The sequence below is a fragment of the uncultured Anaerotruncus sp. genome (genome assembly GCF_902490045.1).
Taxonomy (GTDB): Bacteria; Bacillota; Clostridia; order Oscillospirales; family Ruminococcaceae; genus Anaerotruncus.
Genome location: NZ_CABUCJ010000054.1, coordinates 1 through 16,175, shown reverse-complemented (window position 1 = coordinate 16,175; position 16,175 = coordinate 1). Strand labels below are relative to the sequence as shown.

The 16,175-nt window shown below is 64.8% G+C and carries 19 protein-coding genes; 8 read left to right on the top strand and 11 right to left on the bottom strand.

Annotation, left to right across the window (positions count from 1 at the left end):
• Positions 1-2,214, bottom strand: a 2,214-nt coding sequence (locus RDM88_RS07390) for a diguanylate cyclase (protein ID WP_308754223.1), incomplete at its 3' end; no start/stop codon positions are given.
• A 241-nt stretch (positions 2,215-2,455) separates the two neighbouring features.
• Here RDM88_RS07390 and yedF point away from each other — a divergent pair.
• The 3 genes from yedF to RDM88_RS07375 all read left to right on the top strand — a co-directional run bounded on the left by yedF (position 2,456) and on the right by RDM88_RS07375 (position 4,709).
• A complete protein-coding gene (gene yedF / locus RDM88_RS07385) occupies positions 2,456-3,058 on the top strand; it encodes a sulfurtransferase-like selenium metabolism protein YedF (RefSeq protein ID WP_308754222.1) in 603 nt (200 codons plus the stop codon).
• The gene (locus RDM88_RS07380; protein ID WP_308754221.1) at positions 3,058-3,315 is read left to right on the top strand and encodes a DUF3343 domain-containing protein; all 258 of its coding nucleotides are present in this window, start codon (positions 3,058-3,060) and stop codon (positions 3,313-3,315) included. Before yedF ends, RDM88_RS07380 begins: the two co-directional genes overlap by 1 nt.
• 140 nt (positions 3,316-3,455) lie before the next feature.
• Positions 3,456-4,709 (top strand): cation:proton antiporter, encoded by a 1,254-nt coding sequence (locus RDM88_RS07375; protein WP_308754220.1) that lies wholly within the window; start codon positions 3,456-3,458, stop codon positions 4,707-4,709.
• A gap of 340 nt (positions 4,710-5,049) precedes the next feature.
• Here RDM88_RS07375 and RDM88_RS07370 read toward each other — a convergent pair whose 3' ends face one another.
• Positions 5,050-6,648 carry an ATP-binding cassette domain-containing protein gene (locus RDM88_RS07370; protein WP_308754219.1) on the bottom strand — a complete coding sequence of 533 codons (1,599 nt, stop codon included), beginning with the start codon at positions 6,646-6,648 and terminating at the stop codon, positions 5,050-5,052.
• A 203-nt stretch (positions 6,649-6,851) separates the two neighbouring features.
• Here RDM88_RS07370 and RDM88_RS07365 point away from each other — a divergent pair, with 203 nt between their 5' ends.
• Both RDM88_RS07365 and RDM88_RS07360 read left to right on the top strand, forming a co-directional pair.
• On the top strand, positions 6,852-7,481 hold the full coding sequence (locus RDM88_RS07365) for a TrkA family potassium uptake protein (protein WP_308754218.1): 630 nt from the start codon (positions 6,852-6,854) through the stop codon (positions 7,479-7,481).
• 789 nt (positions 7,482-8,270) lie between these two features.
• Positions 8,271-8,945 (top strand): TrkA family potassium uptake protein, encoded by a 675-nt coding sequence (locus RDM88_RS07360; protein ID WP_308754217.1) that lies wholly within the window; start codon positions 8,271-8,273, stop codon positions 8,943-8,945.
• 71 nt (positions 8,946-9,016) lie between these two features.
• Here RDM88_RS07360 and RDM88_RS07355 read toward each other — a convergent pair whose 3' ends face one another.
• A complete protein-coding gene (locus tag RDM88_RS07355) occupies positions 9,017-9,508 on the bottom strand; it encodes a YfcE family phosphodiesterase (RefSeq protein ID WP_308754216.1) in 492 nt (163 codons plus the stop codon).
• A gap of 201 nt (positions 9,509-9,709) precedes the next feature.
• Between RDM88_RS07355 and RDM88_RS07350 the strand changes: the two genes are divergently transcribed.
• The 3 genes from RDM88_RS07350 to RDM88_RS07340 all read left to right on the top strand — a co-directional run bounded on the left by RDM88_RS07350 (position 9,710) and on the right by RDM88_RS07340 (position 11,229).
• A complete protein-coding gene (locus RDM88_RS07350) occupies positions 9,710-9,964 on the top strand; it encodes a hypothetical protein (RefSeq protein ID WP_101548116.1) in 255 nt (84 codons plus the stop codon).
• A 72-nt stretch (positions 9,965-10,036) separates the two neighbouring features.
• The gene (locus RDM88_RS07345) at positions 10,037-10,789 is read left to right on the top strand and encodes a hypothetical protein (protein WP_308754215.1); all 753 of its coding nucleotides are present in this window, start codon (positions 10,037-10,039) and stop codon (positions 10,787-10,789) included.
• Positions 10,786-11,229 (top strand): hypothetical protein, encoded by a 444-nt coding sequence (locus RDM88_RS07340; RefSeq protein WP_308754214.1) that lies wholly within the window; start codon positions 10,786-10,788, stop codon positions 11,227-11,229. The genes RDM88_RS07345 and RDM88_RS07340 overlap by 4 nt, the downstream gene beginning before the upstream one ends.
• A 46-nt stretch (positions 11,230-11,275) precedes the next feature.
• Here the strand turns inward: RDM88_RS07340 and rsmI are convergent, their stop codons facing one another.
• The 8 genes from rsmI to RDM88_RS12885 all read right to left on the bottom strand — a co-directional run bounded on the left by rsmI (position 11,276) and on the right by RDM88_RS12885 (position 16,141).
• Positions 11,276-12,103 carry a 16S rRNA (cytidine(1402)-2'-O)-methyltransferase gene (gene rsmI, locus RDM88_RS07335; protein ID WP_308754213.1) on the bottom strand — a complete coding sequence of 276 codons (828 nt, stop codon included), beginning with the start codon at positions 12,101-12,103 and terminating at the stop codon, positions 11,276-11,278.
• Positions 12,100-12,846 carry a methyltransferase gene (locus tag RDM88_RS07330; RefSeq protein ID WP_308754212.1) on the bottom strand — a complete coding sequence of 249 codons (747 nt, stop codon included), beginning with the start codon at positions 12,844-12,846 and terminating at the stop codon, positions 12,100-12,102. The genes rsmI and RDM88_RS07330 overlap by 4 nt, the downstream gene beginning before the upstream one ends.
• A gap of 72 nt (positions 12,847-12,918) precedes the next feature.
• Positions 12,919-13,089 (bottom strand): DUF362 domain-containing protein, encoded by a 171-nt coding sequence (locus tag RDM88_RS07325; protein WP_101547919.1) that lies wholly within the window; start codon positions 13,087-13,089, stop codon positions 12,919-12,921.
• A gap of 122 nt (positions 13,090-13,211) precedes the next feature.
• Positions 13,212-14,099, bottom strand: coding sequence for a stage 0 sporulation family protein (locus tag RDM88_RS07320; protein WP_308754211.1), 888 nt, complete (start codon positions 14,097-14,099; stop codon positions 13,212-13,214).
• Between the two features lie 19 nt (positions 14,100-14,118).
• Positions 14,119-14,358 (bottom strand): hypothetical protein, encoded by a 240-nt coding sequence (locus RDM88_RS07315; RefSeq protein ID WP_308754210.1) that lies wholly within the window; start codon positions 14,356-14,358, stop codon positions 14,119-14,121.
• Between the two features lie 22 nt (positions 14,359-14,380).
• Positions 14,381-15,328: a hypothetical protein gene (locus RDM88_RS07310; RefSeq protein WP_308754209.1), complete on the bottom strand. Its 948-nt coding sequence runs from the start codon at positions 15,326-15,328 to the stop codon at positions 14,381-14,383.
• Positions 15,329-15,652, bottom strand: a complete 324-nt coding sequence (locus RDM88_RS07305) for a cyclic-di-AMP receptor (RefSeq protein ID WP_101547913.1) — start codon at positions 15,650-15,652, stop codon at positions 15,329-15,331. It lies immediately after the preceding gene.
• A gap of 363 nt (positions 15,653-16,015) precedes the next feature.
• On the bottom strand, positions 16,016-16,141 hold the full coding sequence (locus tag RDM88_RS12885; protein WP_374045427.1) for a hypothetical protein: 126 nt from the start codon (positions 16,139-16,141) through the stop codon (positions 16,016-16,018).
• Positions 16,142-16,175: the final 34 nt, after the last annotated feature.

Below are 16,175 nucleotides of genomic sequence, written 5' to 3'. Positions count from 1 at the left end.
AAGCCGGTACTGCGCCTCGGCGGCGGTGCGCCGCTTGAGGATATAGGGGGTGACCGCCCGCGCGAACCCCAGCGTGAGCGCGATCTCCGGCTGGGTCCAGTCGTGCCTGCCCTCGCGGTCGCAGACGATCACGCAGCCGCTGAACGCCCCCTCGTCGTAGATGCCGCACTGGAGCAGCGCGCGGCGCCGGTCCGGACGCGTGCAGTCCGGCAGCAGGGCGCCGTCCGCCACCGCATAGACGCCCTCCCGGAACCGCTGGAGGTAATCGGGCCACTGGGAGAAGGAGAACGCCTCCTCCGAGCTGATCGGCACCCGTCCGGTCCCCTGCTTCCACAGGTAGGTGACCTGCATGCGGTCCCCCTCGGGGGTGCGCTCCATGATGCCCACGTCGCCGGCGCGGCAGTACTCCCCGATGCGGTCGAGCATCAGGTAGATCGCGCTGTCGATGTCCTTGCTGGAGCTCAAAATGCGCGGGAAGAGGTCGAGCATCCGCTCCATCTCGCCGTCCTGCCAGCGCACCTCGGGGCGGTCCATCTCGTAGAGGTTGAGCAGGCCCTCCTCCCCGTCCGCGCCGCGGCCGTCCGGCTCATAGAACCCGGCGCGGTTCTTGCCGAGCTTTTTGGCGCGGTAGAGCGCGCGGTCCGCCTTGCGGAATAGCTCCACGTAGGTTGCGCCGCACCGGGGATAATCCGCGGCGCCGACGCTCGCCGTGATCCGCAGGTCGGTGAACTCGCCCGCGTAGACGCGCGAAACACGCGCGCACAGCTCGCCGGCGATCCGCTCCCCCTCCGCGCGGGAGGCCCCGGGGAGGAGCACGACGAATTCGTCACCGCCGACCCGCCCGAGGATGTCCCCCGGCCGCACCGCCTCCCGTATCGCCCCGGCGATGTTGGTGAGCAGGATGTCTCCGAAGAGGTGCCCCAGGCGGTCGTTGACCGCCTTGAAATTATCGATGTCCACCACGAAGAGACTGCCCGTCCGGGCGGGCGGCTCCTGTTCCAGCCGCTCGTCGATCAGGCGCTGGACGACCGCGCGGTTGTAAAGTCCCGTCAGCGCGTCCCGTTCGGCCGCGTCCCGCAGGCGCAGGCGTTCCCGCTTCTCCCGGTCGATGTCCGCCGTGCGTCCGACCGTCCGCGCCGGCCGGCCGTCGGCGTCGTAGAGGGTGACCGCCTCCGCCCGGTGCCAGCGGTATTCCCCGCCGCCCGGCTGCCGCGCCCGGAACTCGAAGAGGATGTGCGCCTTCCCCTCCCGCAGGTCCCTCCGGAACTGCTCCAGCCGGGGGAGGTCCTCCGGATGGACCGTGCCCTGCGCGTAGGCGCTGCCCGAAAAGCCGGGCGTGCGCATCCGGTCGACCAGCACGCTGCGCACGCTGTAGGGGACGATCGCCTCGTCCTCCTCGGCGTTATATTCCCACAGCACTCCGTCGGACATCTGCGCCACCGCCTGGTAGCGCTCGTTTTCCAGCTCGAGCTTCCGTTCGAGCTGCTTCTTTTCCTCGTTGTCCAGGATTACGCACTGAATGACCGGGACGCCCTCCTCGGTGCTGTCGATCATCTTGCCGTAGGCGACCCGCCAGCGCCAGCTCCCGTCCTTCTGGCGGACGCGGTAGTCCGCCACCCCCGTCTGACGGGTCCCGATCATCCCCCGGACCGCCGCCTCGAAGACGGCCTCGTCGTCCGGATGCATCAGGCGGATGAAGAGGTCCCCCGCGACCGCCCGGTATTCCTCACGGGTATAGCCGTTCAGCCGGTAGAACCCGTCGTTCGCGTAGAGGATGCGCCACGCTTCGCCGAACGCAAGCTGCACGACCCCGCCGGGTATCGTGTTGGTGATGCTCTCAAGGCGGGTCCTGGCGGCCACCAGCTCGGTGACGTCGAGAAAGAGGCATTCGAGCCCCCGCTCCCCCTTTATCTCCGCCGGGCCGCCGTTGAGGTAGAGCCACAGCTCGGCGCCGTCCGCGCGCTGGTAGCAAAACTCGGCCTCCCCCCGTCCGGGGTTGTCCGGCTGCTCCCGCATCGCGCGGATCTGTTCGTACAGCTGCGGCGCCGCCTTTTCCAGCGAGCCGCCGCAGGAGGAGTCGAGATACTCCCGCGAAAAGCCCGCCATATCGAAAAAGCCCTCGTCGGCAAAGCGCACCTCCGCCCCGCCCGCGAGGGACAGGACGCACCTGCACAGCCGGCTGCTGCAACGCTCTTTCAGTTTCCCAAGACCCATCTGTCAACGCCTTCTCTCGCGGGGTCTGTCCAGGCGGTCCGCGCGGTTTGAATTTCTCCGCCCAAAAAATCCCTATTTGATAAGTATAGCATATTTGGAGCATGCTGCCAATTGCCTTTTCGACAGGAAATTCCCTTCCGGCGGGCTTCCGTCCGGGTCGGCGCTCCCGCAGCTTGAAAAATACGCGCCGGCGGGGTACAATAGGAACAGAATCTGAACGAACGGACAGGAGGTCTCGATCATGGGTATTCTGGTGGACGCGAAGGGCAGGCCCTGCCCCATCCCGGTGGTGCTGGCGAAAAAGGAGATCGACGGGGGCGCGGCGGAGTTCACCGTCGAGGTCGACAACGCGACGGCGGTGGAGAACCTCCAGCGGCTGGCGGACAGCCAGGACTACCGCACCACGGTGCAAAGCGCGGACGGTATCTTTTCGATCGACTTCACCAGGGCCCCCCGCGAGCAGGCCGCCCAGCCCGGCGCGGACGCGCGGGACGCCGCCCCCGCGAACCGTTCGTGGGCGGTCTTCGTCGGGCGGGAGACGGTGGGCGAGGGTGACCCCGAACTGGGCGGCTCGCTCATGAAGATGTTTTTCTACACCCTTGCCCAGTCGGACGATCTGCCGGAGGCGGTGCTCTTCATGAACGGCGGTGTCAGGCTGCCCACCCTCGACGACCAGGTCGCCGGGCACCTGCGCGAGCTTGCCGGCAGGGGGGTGGAGATCCTCGTCTGCGGGACCTGCCTCAACTTCTACGGGATTGCCGACAAGCTCCAGGCCGGGACCGTGAGCAACATGTACGACATTGTCGAGCGGATGAAGCGCGCCGGAAAGGTCGTCTCCCTCTGATGGACTGCTGCGTGATCGTCTTTTCCTCCACACACAGCGCGATGCGCGCGGAAAAGCACCTCGCGGGGCGGTTCCCCGTCACGGTGATGCCCACGCCCCGCGTCCTTTCCGCCTCCTGCGGCATTTCGCTGCGCTTTCCGCCCGGGGACGCGGCGGATGTGCGCGCTGCGATGGAGGAGCTCCCCGGCGAGCGCGGCCGCTGGGAAATCTACCGGCTGACGCCCGGCGGGAAGGCCATCCCGTTACCGTCCGCATAAGCAAAACGATTGTTGATATTCTCACAAAGAACATCAACAATCGTTTTTATTTTTGTGTATACTGTTGCATTTCATTTTGGTTTGCGCTACAATGGGGCTACCAAAAAACAGGGTCATCCCTGCGCAAAGGGGGGCTATCCATGCTCGAACGGGTGGAACAGGTCAGCACCGCCGCCGAAATCGTTCTTTCGCTGGCGCTCATGCTTTTCGCGGGCTTTATTGCCACGCGCCTTACCAAGCGGCTGCGATTGCCCAACGTCACCGGCTACATCCTCGCGGGCATCCTGATCGGCCCCTGGGTGCTCCGGCTGATCCCGGCCTCCGTCATCCGACATATGGACTTTGTCAACGACGTGGCGCTCGCCTTCATCGCCTTCGGCGTGGGGCGCTATTTCAAGCTCTCCGCCCTCAAAAAGAACGGGATCAGGGTGATCGTCGTCACCCTCGCGGAATCGCTCGTCGCGGCGGCCGCCGTTGCCCTCACGATGATTTTCGTCTTTCGCCTGCCGGTGCCCTTCTCGCTGCTGCTCGGCGCGATCGGCTGCGCCACCGCGCCCGCCTCCACAATCATGACCATCCGGCAGTACCATGCGAAGGGGCCGTTCGTCAACATCATCCTCCAGGTGGTCGCGCTCGACGACGCCGTCTCCCTCATCGCCTTCAGCGTCTGCACCGTCGTCGTGCAGAACCTGGGCGGCAGCCGCGCCATGGACCTTGGCCTCGTGCTGCGGCCGCTCTTTTTCAACCTTGCCGCGCTCGCGGTGGGCGTCCTGGGCGGCTGGATCCTCAGCCGGCTCATCACCGAGGGCCGCTCGCAGGACCACCGGCTGGTGCTCGTCGTGGCGATCATCCTCGGCGTGTCGGGGGTGTGCACCCTCTTCGACGTCTCCCCGCTGCTCTCCTGCATGGCCTGCGGCACCGCCTACTGCAACATCAGCGGCAGTAAAAAGCTCTTTAAGCAGCTCAACGCCTTCGCGCCGCCCGTGCTGCTTCTCTTCTTCGTGCTCTCGGGCATGCGGCTCAACGTCCCCGCGCTCGCCGGCGCGGGTATCATCGGCGTGGGCTATTTCATCGTGCGCATCGCGGGCAAATACACGGGCGCCTTCCTCGGCGCGGCGGCGGCCGGGTGCGACGCCGCCACCCGCAACTATCTCGGCCTCGCGCTCATCCCACAGGCCGGGGTGTCGATCGGCCTTGCCGTGCTTGGGCAGCGGATGCTGCCGCCCGAGGCGGGCACCCTGCTCTCGACCATCATCCTCTCCTCCGCGGTGCTCTATGAGATGATCGGCCCCGCCTCCGCCAAGGCCTCGATGGTCCTCGCGGGCGCGATCTCCAAAAGGCCCGACCCCTCCGCCGCGGAACCCGTCGTCGAGCCCAACTCGCCGACGGACTAAAAGCCACGGGTTTCCTGTACGGCTTTCTTGAAAGAAAGCCTTGGCAAAGAACTTTTATCAGGCCGGCCGCGGCCCGCCGCCGTTGGCGCTGCCCGTGTCCAGAGCTTGAACCTTTCGCCCGCCTTTTTGAAAAGGCGGCGGGTGAAAAAAGCCCCGGCGTTCCTGACGGAACGCCGGGGCTTTTTGAGGGCGGCGCCCTCCCGTCAAACGCCTCTTTGCGCCGCTTTCTTCACGAAAGAAAGCGGCAGCGGGGCATGGGGCGGGCTTGCCCGCGCGCAGCGCGGGAGCGGGCCGCCGCTGGCGGCCCCGGGGGCGTCTGTATCCGGCTTTGGCGGCGGGTTCAGCCCTGCGCGGCCTTCCACTCGCGGTATTCGTCGTAGGTTCCCATCCGGTCGGTGATCGTGCCGTCCATGTGGATTTCGATGATCCGGTTGGCGATCGTCTCGATGAACTGGTGGTCCTGCGAGGTAAAGAGCAGGTTGCCGGGATAGTCGGCGAGGCCGTTGTTGACCGCCGTGATCGACTCGAGGTCGAGGTGGTTGGTGGGCTGGTCGAGCAGCAGGACGTTCGCGCCGGTGAGCATCATGCGGGAGAGCATGCAGCGCACCTTCTCGCCGCCCGACAGCACCTTGACGGGCTTGTAGACATCGTCGCCCGAAAAGAGCATCCGCCCGAGGAAGCCGCGCATGAAGGTCTCCTTGTCGTCGGGGGAGAACTGCGCGAACCACTGGAGCATGTTGAGCTCGCAGTCGTCGAAGAAGGCGGAGTTGTCCTTGGGGAAATAGGCCTGCGAGGTGGTCTGGCCCCATTTGAAGCCGCCCTCGTCCGGCTCGAGCTCCTCCATCAGGATGCGCAGCAGAGCGGTCTGGCCCTGCTCGTTTTCCCCGACAAAGGCGATCTTGTCCCCCTTGTTGACGACGAAGCTCACCCCATCGAGCACCCGGACTCCGTCGATCGTCTTGGAGAGGTCCTTCACCTCGAGGATATCCTTGCCCGCCTCACGGTCGGGCTTGAAGTTGACCCACGGGTAGCGGCGGGAGGAGGCGGGCATCTCGTCGACGGTGAGCTTGTCGAGCAGCTTGCGGCGGGAGGTGGCCTGCTTGGACTTGGACTTGTTGGCGGAGAACCGCTGGATAAAGCTCTGCAAATCCTTGATCTGGTCCTCGCGGCGCTTGTTCTGGTCCTTCATGATCTGCTGCATCAGCTTGCTCGACTCGTACCAGAAGTCGTAGTTGCCCACATACATCTTTACCTTGTTGAAATCGATGTCGACGATGTGGGTGCATACGGTGTTGAGGAAGTGCCGGTCGTGCGAAACGACGATCAGCGTGCCGGGGAAATCCAGCAGGAAATCCTCCAGCCAGTCGATCGATTTGATGTCGAGGTTGTTGGTGGGCTCGTCGAGCAGGAGGATGTCCGGCTGTCCAAAGAGCGCCTGCGCGAGCAGCACCTTGACCTTGTCGCCGCCTTTGAGCTCCCCCATGGGCAGTCCGTACATGTCCGGCGGGATGCCCAGTCCGGACAGGATGCGGCCGGAATCGGTTTCGGCGTCCCAGCCGTTCATCTCGGCGAACTCCCCTTCAAGCTCGGCGGCGCGCGCGCCGTCCTCCTCCGAGAAGTCGGGCTTCTCATAGAGGGCGTCCTTCTCCTTCATGACCTCGTAGAGGTGGGCGTTGCCCATGATCACGGTATCGATGACCGGATACTGGTCATACTGGAACTGGTCCTGTTTGAGCACCGACATGCGGCAGCCCTTCTGGATGGCGATTTCCCCGGTGGTCGGATCGAGCTCCCCCGAAAGGATGCGCAGGAAGGTGGATTTTCCGGCGCCGTTCGCGCCGATGATGCCGTAGCAGTTGCCCGGCAGGAACTTGAGGTCCGCGTTCGCAAAGAGCTTGGTCCCGCCGAACATCAGGCTGACATTGCTGACTGTAATCATCTGAAACCACCTAACAAATCTTACAAAAATGTTGTCTTTTGTTTGTCACCTGTTCAGTATAGCATGCTTTCCCGATTCGTCAACCGTTCCCGCCCGATTTTCCCGGATTTTCAGGGCATTCGGGCGCTTTCCCTTTCCTTCCGGCGCGAAATGGTGTATACTGGCCTTACCATCATTACGAGCGGCAAAGGAGCGTTCCTTTTATGAATATTTTGATCGTCGGATGCGGCAAGGTCGGGTCGCAGCTTTCCAACGTGCTATCCCGCATGGGGCACGATGTTGCGGTCATTGACCAGAATCCCGCGCATTTTTCCTCCCTCGCGGACGACTTTTCCGGCTACAATGTCACGGGCGTGCCCATCGACCAGGACGTCCTGCGCCGCGGCGGCATCGAAAACTGCGACGCGCTTGCCGCCGTCACCGAAGACGACAACATGAACGTCATGGTCTGCCAGCTCGCGAGCGAAATTTTCAAGGTTCCCCGTGTGCTCGCCCGCGTCTACGACCCGCGCCGCGGCAATGTCTTCTCCCATTTCGGGCTGCACACCGTATGCCCCACCAACATCTCGGTCGACGCGATCTATTCGATGCTCACCGGCCGCGACCAGGTCAAGAACGTCTACCTCGACTCCGCGACCGTCTCGTTCGACGCGGACGAGCCCGATGCCAAAGAGATTGGGCTTACCCTCGGGGAACTCGTCCTGCGCAACACCGCCAAGCAGGGACTTTTCGGCCTGCTGCACGCCGACGGCAACCTCACCCTCGCCCATCCGAATTCCGCCGAGGAGGTCGGTCCCGACGACCGCCTCCTCTATGCCAAAGTGATTGATTGATTTTCACCGGGCTGTGCCCGGCGGGGCCGGCCGGTAGTCGACCGGCGGCGGTTTTAGATATTCCGCCCAGGGGCCGGAGGGTTTTCCGGTAGTCGACCGGCGGCGAGTTCCTTTCTTGTTCGCCCAAGAAAGGAACCAAAGAAGGGCGCGAGGGGCTGCGCCCCTGCGACCCCGCGCCGCCTCCGGTTGGCCTTCGGCCAAAGTCGGCGGCGCCCGTGACACGGATGAGCGAGCGAGTGTGCATCATCCCGCCAACCGCCGCGCCGCGGGCGCAATGCCTCTGCCCGTGAGCCTCAGGAACTGCACCGGAAGTTCCCGGAGGGGAGGCGCGGCCGCTTTTGTTTCGCTCGCATCTAACGCGGGGAGGCGGAAAACCGGTCGACTTCGCCGCCCGCGCGCGCAGAGCGCGTGAACGCCCGGGACGGGCGTTGTTTTCCGCCGGGGGATTTCGGCGAGCTTTCCGGTTGTGGTCGTTGGGAGCGCCGAGATTAGGTTGAGCCCTCAGCTAGTGTACCCGTGGGGTGCGGCGGTAATTTGCGGGTCTTGGCAAGGTGCTCCAAGGGATTCCTAAGGGGGCGGCGGAGCCCCCTTAGGCGGACTTTTGGTTCCTTTTCGTCCGTCCGAAAAGGAACCCGTGGGCGCGGCGGAACGCGCTCGTATTTCTTGCCGCTTGGAAAGCGGCAATTCCCGTAAAAGCCCCGCCGCCCGATGAGCGGCATATCTAAAAGCTGCGCCGCTCTCCGAGCGGCCCCTGCCGGGCGGAAAATCATCTAGGAAGGTGCATGGAAAATGCGAATCGTTGTTGTGGGCGGCGGCAAGGTCGGCTACTACCTGACCAAGACGCTGCTGGAGCATGGGCACGAGCCCCATCTGGTTGAAACGGACCGGGAGGCGTGCACCCGCATTGCGGACGAACTGGACGTGCCGGTCATCTGCGGGGACGGGAGCATGATCGACGTGCTCGAGAGCGCGGGCGCCAAGGGGGCGGACGCGCTGATCGCCGTGACCGGGCAGGACCAGGACAACCTGGTCTCCTGCCAGCTGGCCAAAAAGGTGTTTCAGGTGGAACGCACCGTGGCGCGCATCAACAATCCCAAAAACGCGGCGGTCATGAAACAGCTCGGCGTGGACATCCCCATCTCCTCGACCGACAACATCGCCCGCCTGCTCGAACGGGAGGTCGACACCGCCGCCATCAAGCAGCTCATGCCGCTCGCGCGCGGCGAGGCGTCCCTCTCCGAATTGCAGATCCCGCCCAAGTACCGTCTCAACGGCATCACGCTGTCCGAACTGCGGCTGCCGGAGGAATCGGTCATCGTGTCCGTCTCCCGCGAGGGGCGGCTGATCATCCCGCGCGGCAACACGCAGATCTTCTCCGGGGACAAAATCCTGGTGGTCTGCGCCAACTCCGCGGTGCGTGAGCTCTCCCGCAAGATGGGCATTGAGGCGGAAGAGAAAAAGTGACGGTCCCGTTCCGGCCCGCGAACGCATCCATAGAAAAGGAAAGGCCCCCCGGCATGGCCGGGGGGCCTTCTCTATTTGCGCCGGTTGTCCAGCTCATTGATGAAGCAGACGATCTCCTTTTCCGTAACGTCGACCACCCCGTAGGTGCTCTTGCCGTCGCGCGGCAGGCCGAGACTGCCGGGATTGAGCAGGTGCATCCCCTTCTGGTAGCCCACAAAGGGCACATGGGTGTGCCCGAAAAGCACGACGTTCGCCTCGATATCCGCGGCGGCGGCGATCAGGTCGTCGAGGCCGTATTTGACGCTGTACATGTGGCCGTGGGTGTAAAAGATTTTCGCCGGCCCGCAGGAAAAGCAGCCCGCCAGCGTCGCGCTGGTCCCAAAATCGCAGTTGCCACGCACGCTGAGCCATTTGCACTCGGGATAGAGCGCGACCGCCTGTTCCAGTTCCTGCGCGCCGTCGCCGAGGTGGATAAAGATGTCGGCGGAGGCGCGGTGCATTTCGACCAGCCTGCGCAGGGAATAAAAATCGCGATGGGTGTCGGAGGTTACGATCAATCGCATGGGAACCGGCCCATCCTTTCCAAGACGGCGCGTACGCACCGGAATACCGGCCTTTTCCGGAGCAGAACCGGCCTTCGGAAAAACGCGCCCAACGAAAAAATCCGCCTGTGCGCCTTGCCGCTGGCCGGGTGTCACACTTTTTTGAATATCCGCTATAAATATAACATATAAATGAACGAAAGAAAACAGGCGGTGAACCGATTGGCAAACAATTTCAACATTTCTCCCGACCAGATGGATTCCCTGCTTGCCCTGGCGGGCAAAAAGATGGGCAAGGACCCGGAAAAGCTCCGTGAGCAGATGCAGAGCGGTCAGATGGACGGCATTCTCGGCGGGCTGAGCCCCGCGCAGAGGGCCCAGATCCAGGGATTTATGAATAATCCGGCGGCAGTCCAGCAGTTTCTGGGAAACCCCAAGGTCCAGCAGCTGCTGCGCGGCCTGATGGGCAGACAGTAAAAGGCATTCCGCCGTTCACAGGCCCGCGCGCCGCGCGGGCCTGTGAACGCCACACGCGAAGAGGGGGATTGCATGGATGACCTGAATTCGATGCTCACTTCGATATTGGGCGACCCGGGCAAGATGGAACAGCTCCGCCAGGTTGCCCAGTCGATCGGGCTCTCCCCCGGCGGCGCCCCGGCGGCGTCCGGACAGCCGGACGGCGGAAACGCCGCGCCGGGCGGCTTCGACCCCTCCGCGATCGCTTCCCTCCTGCAGAACCTCCAGGGACCCGGGAACGCGGGGAACGCCCCACCCGCCAGCGGGGGCGCGAGCGGAGCCGGAAACGGCCCCAGCCCCGCCGCGATCGGCCTCCAGGGGGGCGGCGGTACGGGAAGCGGCGCCCCGCCCGCCGGTGGAAATACGGGCGGCGGCTTCGACCCCTCCGCAATCGCGTCCCTCCTGCAAAACCTTCAGGGGGGCGGAAACGCGAACGCCGCGCCTCCCTCGGGCGGCGGATCCGGCGGAGGCTTCGACCCGGCGGCGCTCTCCTCCATCCTTGGCATGCTGGGGGGCGGCGGCCAGAACGCGGGCGGCGCCTCCGGCGGCGGGATGCCCGACCTCGGGTCGATCGGCAAGCTCGCGGGCGTGCTCGGCACCATGAACCAGCCGGATAAAAACATCGATCTCCTGCAGGCGCTCAAGCCGCATTTTTCGCCCGAACGGGCGGGCAAAATCGACGGGGCGGTCCGGCTGATGCGGCTGATGCACGCCTGGCCGGCCGTGCGCGACAGCGGGCTGCTCGGCAGTCTCGGAAATCTCTTTTCAGGCGGTGGTAAACGATGATGCGATGGAACAGCACCAAAACCTATACCGAAGAGGACATGATCCGCATGCAGCAGGAGGCGATCAACCGCGTCCATGAATTCCAGGCGCGCAGCCAGGCCGCCGCGCAGCAGTTCATCGACGTGCCTCCATCGGCCATGCAGCCGGTCGCCGAGGAGCCGGAGCCGATCCTGTTCGACCCGACGCCCGAGGTCTCCTTCTCGCAGGGGCAGGCGATGGGCGGGCCCCCGCAGGTCACGGAGGACGGGGTCATCGAGGCGGAATCGCACGTGGTCCCCCAGCAGCAGGCCCCCCAGCAGCCGACCGACCCGATCAGCGGGCTGATCGACAAGCTCGGCATCGACACCGAAACGCTGCTCATCCTCGGGCTGCTCTTCCTGCTCTACAACGAAAAGGCGGATAACGCCCTGCTCATGGCGCTCGCCTACCTGCTCCTCTAGGCTTCCCGTAATTTTACATAGCTCCAAAAGCCCCTGCACAGCCGCGTCATTCCTTCAGCGCGGCCTTATAGAGCTCTCCTTTCTTATAGCCCGTGCGCCGGGCGGCTTCCTTCGCGGCCTCCGACAGGGACGCCCCCTGCGCGGCCAGCCCGAGCGTCAGCTCCACAGCCTCCCGGAAATCGGGAGGCTCTGTTTTTTTGGGCGGCGCGCCCTCGACGATGAGGACAAACTCCCCGCGCGGCGGGTTTTCGGCATAGTGGGCAGCCGCGGCGGCAAGGGTGGTGCGCCGCACCTCCTCATGCACCTTGGTCAGCTCCCGCGCGAGCGCGATCCGCCGGTCGCCGAACGCCTCAAGCATATCGGCGAGCGTCGAAACGAGCTTGTGGGGCGCCTCGTAGAAGATGAGGGTGCGCGGGTCCTCCCGCACCGCCTCCAGATGCTCCATCCGGCTCGTGCGCTTGACGCTGAGGAAGCCCTCGAAGGAAAACCGCGCCGTCGGAAGCCCTGATACCGCCAGCGCGGAAACCGCCGCGCTCGGCCCCGGCACCACGACCGCCTCCACGCCGTTTTCCGCGCACAGCCGCACAAGGTCCTCTCCCGGGTCGGAGATGCAGGGCATGCCCGCGTCGGTCACGACCGCGCAGTCCTCCCCCGCCAGAATCCGGGCGAGGATCTCCTGCCCCCGCTCGCGGATGTTGTGCTCATAGTAGCTGACGAGCGGCTTTTTGATCTCAAAACGGTTGAGCAGCTTCAGGGTCACCCGCGTGTCCTCCGCCGCGATAAACGAGCAGTTTTGGAGCGTCTCGAGCGCGCGCGGGGAAAAATCCCCCAGGTTGCCGATCGGCGTGCCCACGACATAGAGCTTCCCGCTCATCTTCCGCCCTCCTTTTTGTTCTCATTCTTCCGGTAGATGCGCAGCATCTCGGGGGATAAGCCCCCCTCCCCCTCGACGATGAGGGGCGGGTCCACCCGCAGCCCCAGCTTTCCGCCCCGCCGCCCCTCCAGCAGCAGGAGCCAGGGCGCGCGCTCCGGACGCTGCTGCACCAGCCGCAGCCGCTTGGGCTCGAGCCCCGCCTCCCGCAGGGCGCAGACCACGTCCACCAGCCGCTCGGGACGGTGGCAGAGGCAGAACCGCCCGCCGTACCGCAGCAGGTATCCTGCGGCGGCGGACACGTCCGCGAGGGTGCAGGCCGTTTCATGCCGGGCGATCCGCCCGGCCGGGTCGGCGCTCAGCAGCCCGCCGCCCGGCCCGGTATAGGGCGGGTTGCAGGTCACGAGGTCGAATCCCCCCGCGGGCAGCCGCCCCCGAAGCTCCCGCAGGTCGGCGCGCAGCGGGACGAACCGCCCGGCGGGCAGGTTCCCCTCCGCGAGGGAGCGTTCCATCTGGGCGCAGGCCGCCTCCTGGAGCTCCACCGCGACGGCTTCGCGCGGGGCGGATTCCGGACGGCAAAACCAGAGCGCGGGCACGATGCCGCACCCGCTCCCGAGGTCGGCCGCGCGGTCCCCCGCGCGCGGCGCGGCAAAATCGGAGAGCAGGAACGCGTCGGCCCCGAACTTGTGCGCTGGCGTCACCCACAGGCGGACCCCGCCGCCCAGCTCCTCATAATGTCCCTCCACCGGCATTCCCCTTCCGAAAAGAAAAGCCTTCGCTTTGCGGCGAAGGCTTTTCCTTATGTACGCTACCGTCTCTTATTCGGGCTTGATGGCCTCGACAGGGCAGTCGGCCGCACAGGCGCCGCACTCGATGCAGGACGCGGGGTCGATCTCATACTTGCCGTCGCCTTCGGAAATCGCGCCGACGGGGCAGGTCTCCTTGCAGTTGCCGCACGAAATGCAGTCGCCGCTGATCACATATGCCATGGGGAACACCTCCAAATTGAAAATACTTTTCTTCCGATACCGCTATGCGATATCATAGCCTTATTCTACCACAGACGCGCAAAAATGCAAGTAAAGTTTTTGGGGAAATCGTCAAAAATCCCCTATTTTTCCTCCTGCGCATCCTCCGGCGCGGCCTCCCCGCGTCCGGCCCCCCGGCCCTCCTGCCGGCCCTCGCCGCGGCTCTCCCGGATGGGGCGCACCTCGCTCTTGGGATAGAACTTCGCGGCGGCGGAATCCTTCTCCGGAGCGACCTTCAGCATGCCGGTCAGCAGGTTGACCTCCACCACCGTACCGCGGCCGTCCTTGGTGCGCACCGGCGTGCCCACCTTGGGGGTGGTGCGCAGCAGGTCGTCGTAGGCGGCCTGCTCATATTTGAGGCAGCACATCAGCCGCCCGCAGGTTCCGGAGATCTTGGTCGGGTTGAGGGAGAGGCCCTGTTCCTTCGCCATCTTGATGGAAACCGGCTGGAACTCGCCCAAAAAGGTCGAGCAGCAGAAGGGCCGCCCGCAGATGCCCAGGCCCCCGAGCATCTTGGCCTCGTCGCGCACGCCGATCTGCCGCAGCTCGATGCGGGTGCGGAAGACCGACGCGAGGTCCTTGACCAGCTCGCGGAAATCCACGCGCCCGTCGGCGGTGAAGTAGAAGAGGATTTTATTGTTGTCGAAGGTGAACTCCACGTCGACCAGCTTCATATTGAGCTTGTGCTTGGCGATCTTCTCCTCGCACACCTTGAAGGCCTGTTTCTCCCTCGCGGCGTTGTCGTGCACCTTTTTGAGGTCCTCGGGCGACGCGAGGCGCATCACCTTCTTGAGGGGCTTCTGGAGCTTCTGGTCCTCGATGTGCCGGTTGCCCATCGCGACCTCGCCGCACTCCACCCCGCGCGCCGTCTCGACGATCACCCGTGCGCCCTTCTCCACCTGGAGCTCGCCCGGGTCGAAGTAGTAGACCTTCCCAACGCTTTTGAATCTCACGCCTATGATTTCAGCCATGGTGTTCCTCCAATTGCTCTTAACGTTTCCGTTTATGGGGTTTGAGGGGCTCTCCCGGCGGCGGCCCGTACCGCCGCCTCCGGTAATCCTCCAGCAGCCGACTGCCGGGGAAGATGCTCACCCCGTATTTTCGTCTCGTCAGCTCGTCCCCGAGCATCCAGTCCCGCAGCATCGCGCCCGGCAGGGCGCGCAGCCCGCGGAGCGTTTCGCAGAATTTCTCCCAGCCGCCCGGGAGCTCGGGACCTCTGTCATCGGCCATGCAAACGCCTCCCGTGCGCCCGCTATCCGGCGAGCGCTGCTTTGACCTCCTCGACCATGCAGGCCGAGAGCAGCGGAATGCTCACGTTGCGTCCCGTGCGCAGCAGCGCGCGTTCGACGGCGTCCGCCGCGCCGATCAGCTGCATGACCGTCACCCGGTTCCGAAGCCGCTCGTCCGCCTCCCGGCCGACCGCCGCCTGCGCGAATCCCTCCCGCAGCAGCGAAAGGGTCTGGCCGAGGCCGTCGCGGTCCCTGTCGTACCCGGCGAGCACCCGCAGGCAGGCGTAGCGGTCGCCGTAGATCAGCTCCTCGCGGAGCTTTTTGGCGTCGGCCGACGATTTGGAGGGCTTGGCCGAGCCGAGCAGCCCCAGTGCCCTGCCGATGTTGCCGCCCGCGCCCGCGGCCGCGGCCCGCCGCTCCTGCTCCGTGCGCCCGGGGGCGAGGGTCTCCAGCGCGGCGGCGCACTCCTCCACCGACGGAACCTCCAGCTCGATGCTGATCGCACGGGAGAGGATGGTCGGCAGCATCCGCGAACGGTTCTCGCAGAGCAGCAGGAAGTTTACAAAGCCGGGCGGCTCCTCGATGATCTTTAAAAGCGCGTTCTGCGCCGCGGCGTTCATCGTGTGCGCCCGGTCGATGAGGTAGATCTTCCGCGCGCCCTCGTTGGGCGCGATGTACGCGTCCTGCCGGATTTCCCGCACCGTCTCGACGGGGAATTCCTTCTTGCCCTCCGGCACGGTGTAACAGCGCACGTCGGGGTGGATGCGCTTGTCCGCCTTGACGCAGTGGGCGCACTCCCCGCAGGGCTTTGGATCCCCGGTGCAGAGCAGCGTCTTTGCCGCCTGCCAGGCGGCGGTCTTTTTGCCGCTGCCCTCCGGGCCCTCGATGAGCAGGGTATGGGGAAAACGCCCGCCAGCGGCAAGGTTGGCGAGCGTGGCGTTTGCTTTTCGGTTGTAGAGCAGTTCGGGCATTTACAGCTTCTCGAATCTTTCCACGTTCATTACAAAGATCGTCGCGCCGCCCACCTGGACTTCCACCGGGAAGGAGGTGTACATCCCCACCCCGTAGGAGGCGGAGGAGGGCACCATCTGGGTCCGCTTTTTCGAGTGTTTCCCGATGATCTCGATCGCCTCGTCCACCCGTTCGTCCTCGGTGCCGATGATGAAGGTGGTGTTGCCCGCCATCAGGAATCCGCCCGTGGTAGCCAGCTTGGTCACGGAAAATCTGTTCTTGGTCAGTTCCTTGGATACCTTGGAGCTGTCGTCGTTCGATACGATCGCAAATATCAGCTTCATAAGTCACCCTCCTGATTCCCTTCACAATTTGGACCGGCGCACGTCCTTGTGCAACTTTATTTTACCATAGCGGACGTCAAAATTCCATCTTTTTTTGCGCACCGGCAAAAAGAACCTGTTAAGTCGGGCGCTCCCCTCCTGTTTCCCGCTTTCTTTTCTCTTGTAAAAGAAAGCGGGAAAGAAAATACGCCTGAAGGATCAGGTCTTTCGCGCCTGCGGGCGCGACGCGGGGCGCTGCCCCGCGACCCCGCGGCCTTTGAAAAGGCCGGCGAAACATTATATTTTTCGGCAAGGCGCGAGTGGGCGGCGAAGAAGAGCGCCGCGCCTGAACCAAACGTTTTGAAGGGGTCCGGGGAAACTTTTTCAAAAGTTTCCCCGGGACACAACATTTACTTCCGTAACCCCGTAACTCCTCAGCGTCTCAACGGCGGCGCCGTCGATCCGCTCGCCGGGCATGACGATGGGGACGCCCGGCGGGCAGGGGGAGATCTCCCCGGCGGCGACGCGGCCCGCGGCGGTTCCC

Coding starts and splice junctions, on each gene's coding strand:
- yedF (WP_308754222.1), top strand. CDS start 2,456: ATGGGTATTCTGGTGGACGCGAAGGGCAGGCCCTGCCCCATCCCGGTG.
- RDM88_RS07380 (WP_308754221.1), top strand. CDS start 3,058: ATGGACTGCTGCGTGATCGTCTTTTCCTCCACACACAGCGCGATGCGC.
- RDM88_RS07375 (WP_308754220.1), top strand. CDS start 3,456: ATGCTCGAACGGGTGGAACAGGTCAGCACCGCCGCCGAAATCGTTCTT.
- RDM88_RS07370 (WP_308754219.1), bottom strand. CDS start 6,648: ATGATTACAGTCAGCAATGTCAGCCTGATGTTCGGCGGGACCAAGCTC.
- RDM88_RS07365 (WP_308754218.1), top strand. CDS start 6,852: ATGAATATTTTGATCGTCGGATGCGGCAAGGTCGGGTCGCAGCTTTCC.
- RDM88_RS07360 (WP_308754217.1), top strand. CDS start 8,271: ATGCGAATCGTTGTTGTGGGCGGCGGCAAGGTCGGCTACTACCTGACC.
- RDM88_RS07355 (WP_308754216.1), bottom strand. CDS start 9,508: ATGCGATTGATCGTAACCTCCGACACCCATCGCGATTTTTATTCCCTG.
- RDM88_RS07345 (WP_308754215.1), top strand. CDS start 10,037: ATGGATGACCTGAATTCGATGCTCACTTCGATATTGGGCGACCCGGGC.
- RDM88_RS07340 (WP_308754214.1), top strand. CDS start 10,786: ATGATGCGATGGAACAGCACCAAAACCTATACCGAAGAGGACATGATC.
- rsmI (WP_308754213.1), bottom strand. CDS start 12,103: ATGAGCGGGAAGCTCTATGTCGTGGGCACGCCGATCGGCAACCTGGGG.
- RDM88_RS07325 (WP_101547919.1), bottom strand. CDS start 13,089: ATGGCATATGTGATCAGCGGCGACTGCATTTCGTGCGGCAACTGCAAG.
- RDM88_RS07320 (WP_308754211.1), bottom strand. CDS start 14,099: ATGGCTGAAATCATAGGCGTGAGATTCAAAAGCGTTGGGAAGGTCTAC.
- RDM88_RS07315 (WP_308754210.1), bottom strand. CDS start 14,358: ATGGCCGATGACAGAGGTCCCGAGCTCCCGGGCGGCTGGGAGAAATTC.
- RDM88_RS07310 (WP_308754209.1), bottom strand. CDS start 15,328: ATGCCCGAACTGCTCTACAACCGAAAAGCAAACGCCACGCTCGCCAAC.
- RDM88_RS07305 (WP_101547913.1), bottom strand. CDS start 15,652: ATGAAGCTGATATTTGCGATCGTATCGAACGACGACAGCTCCAAGGTA.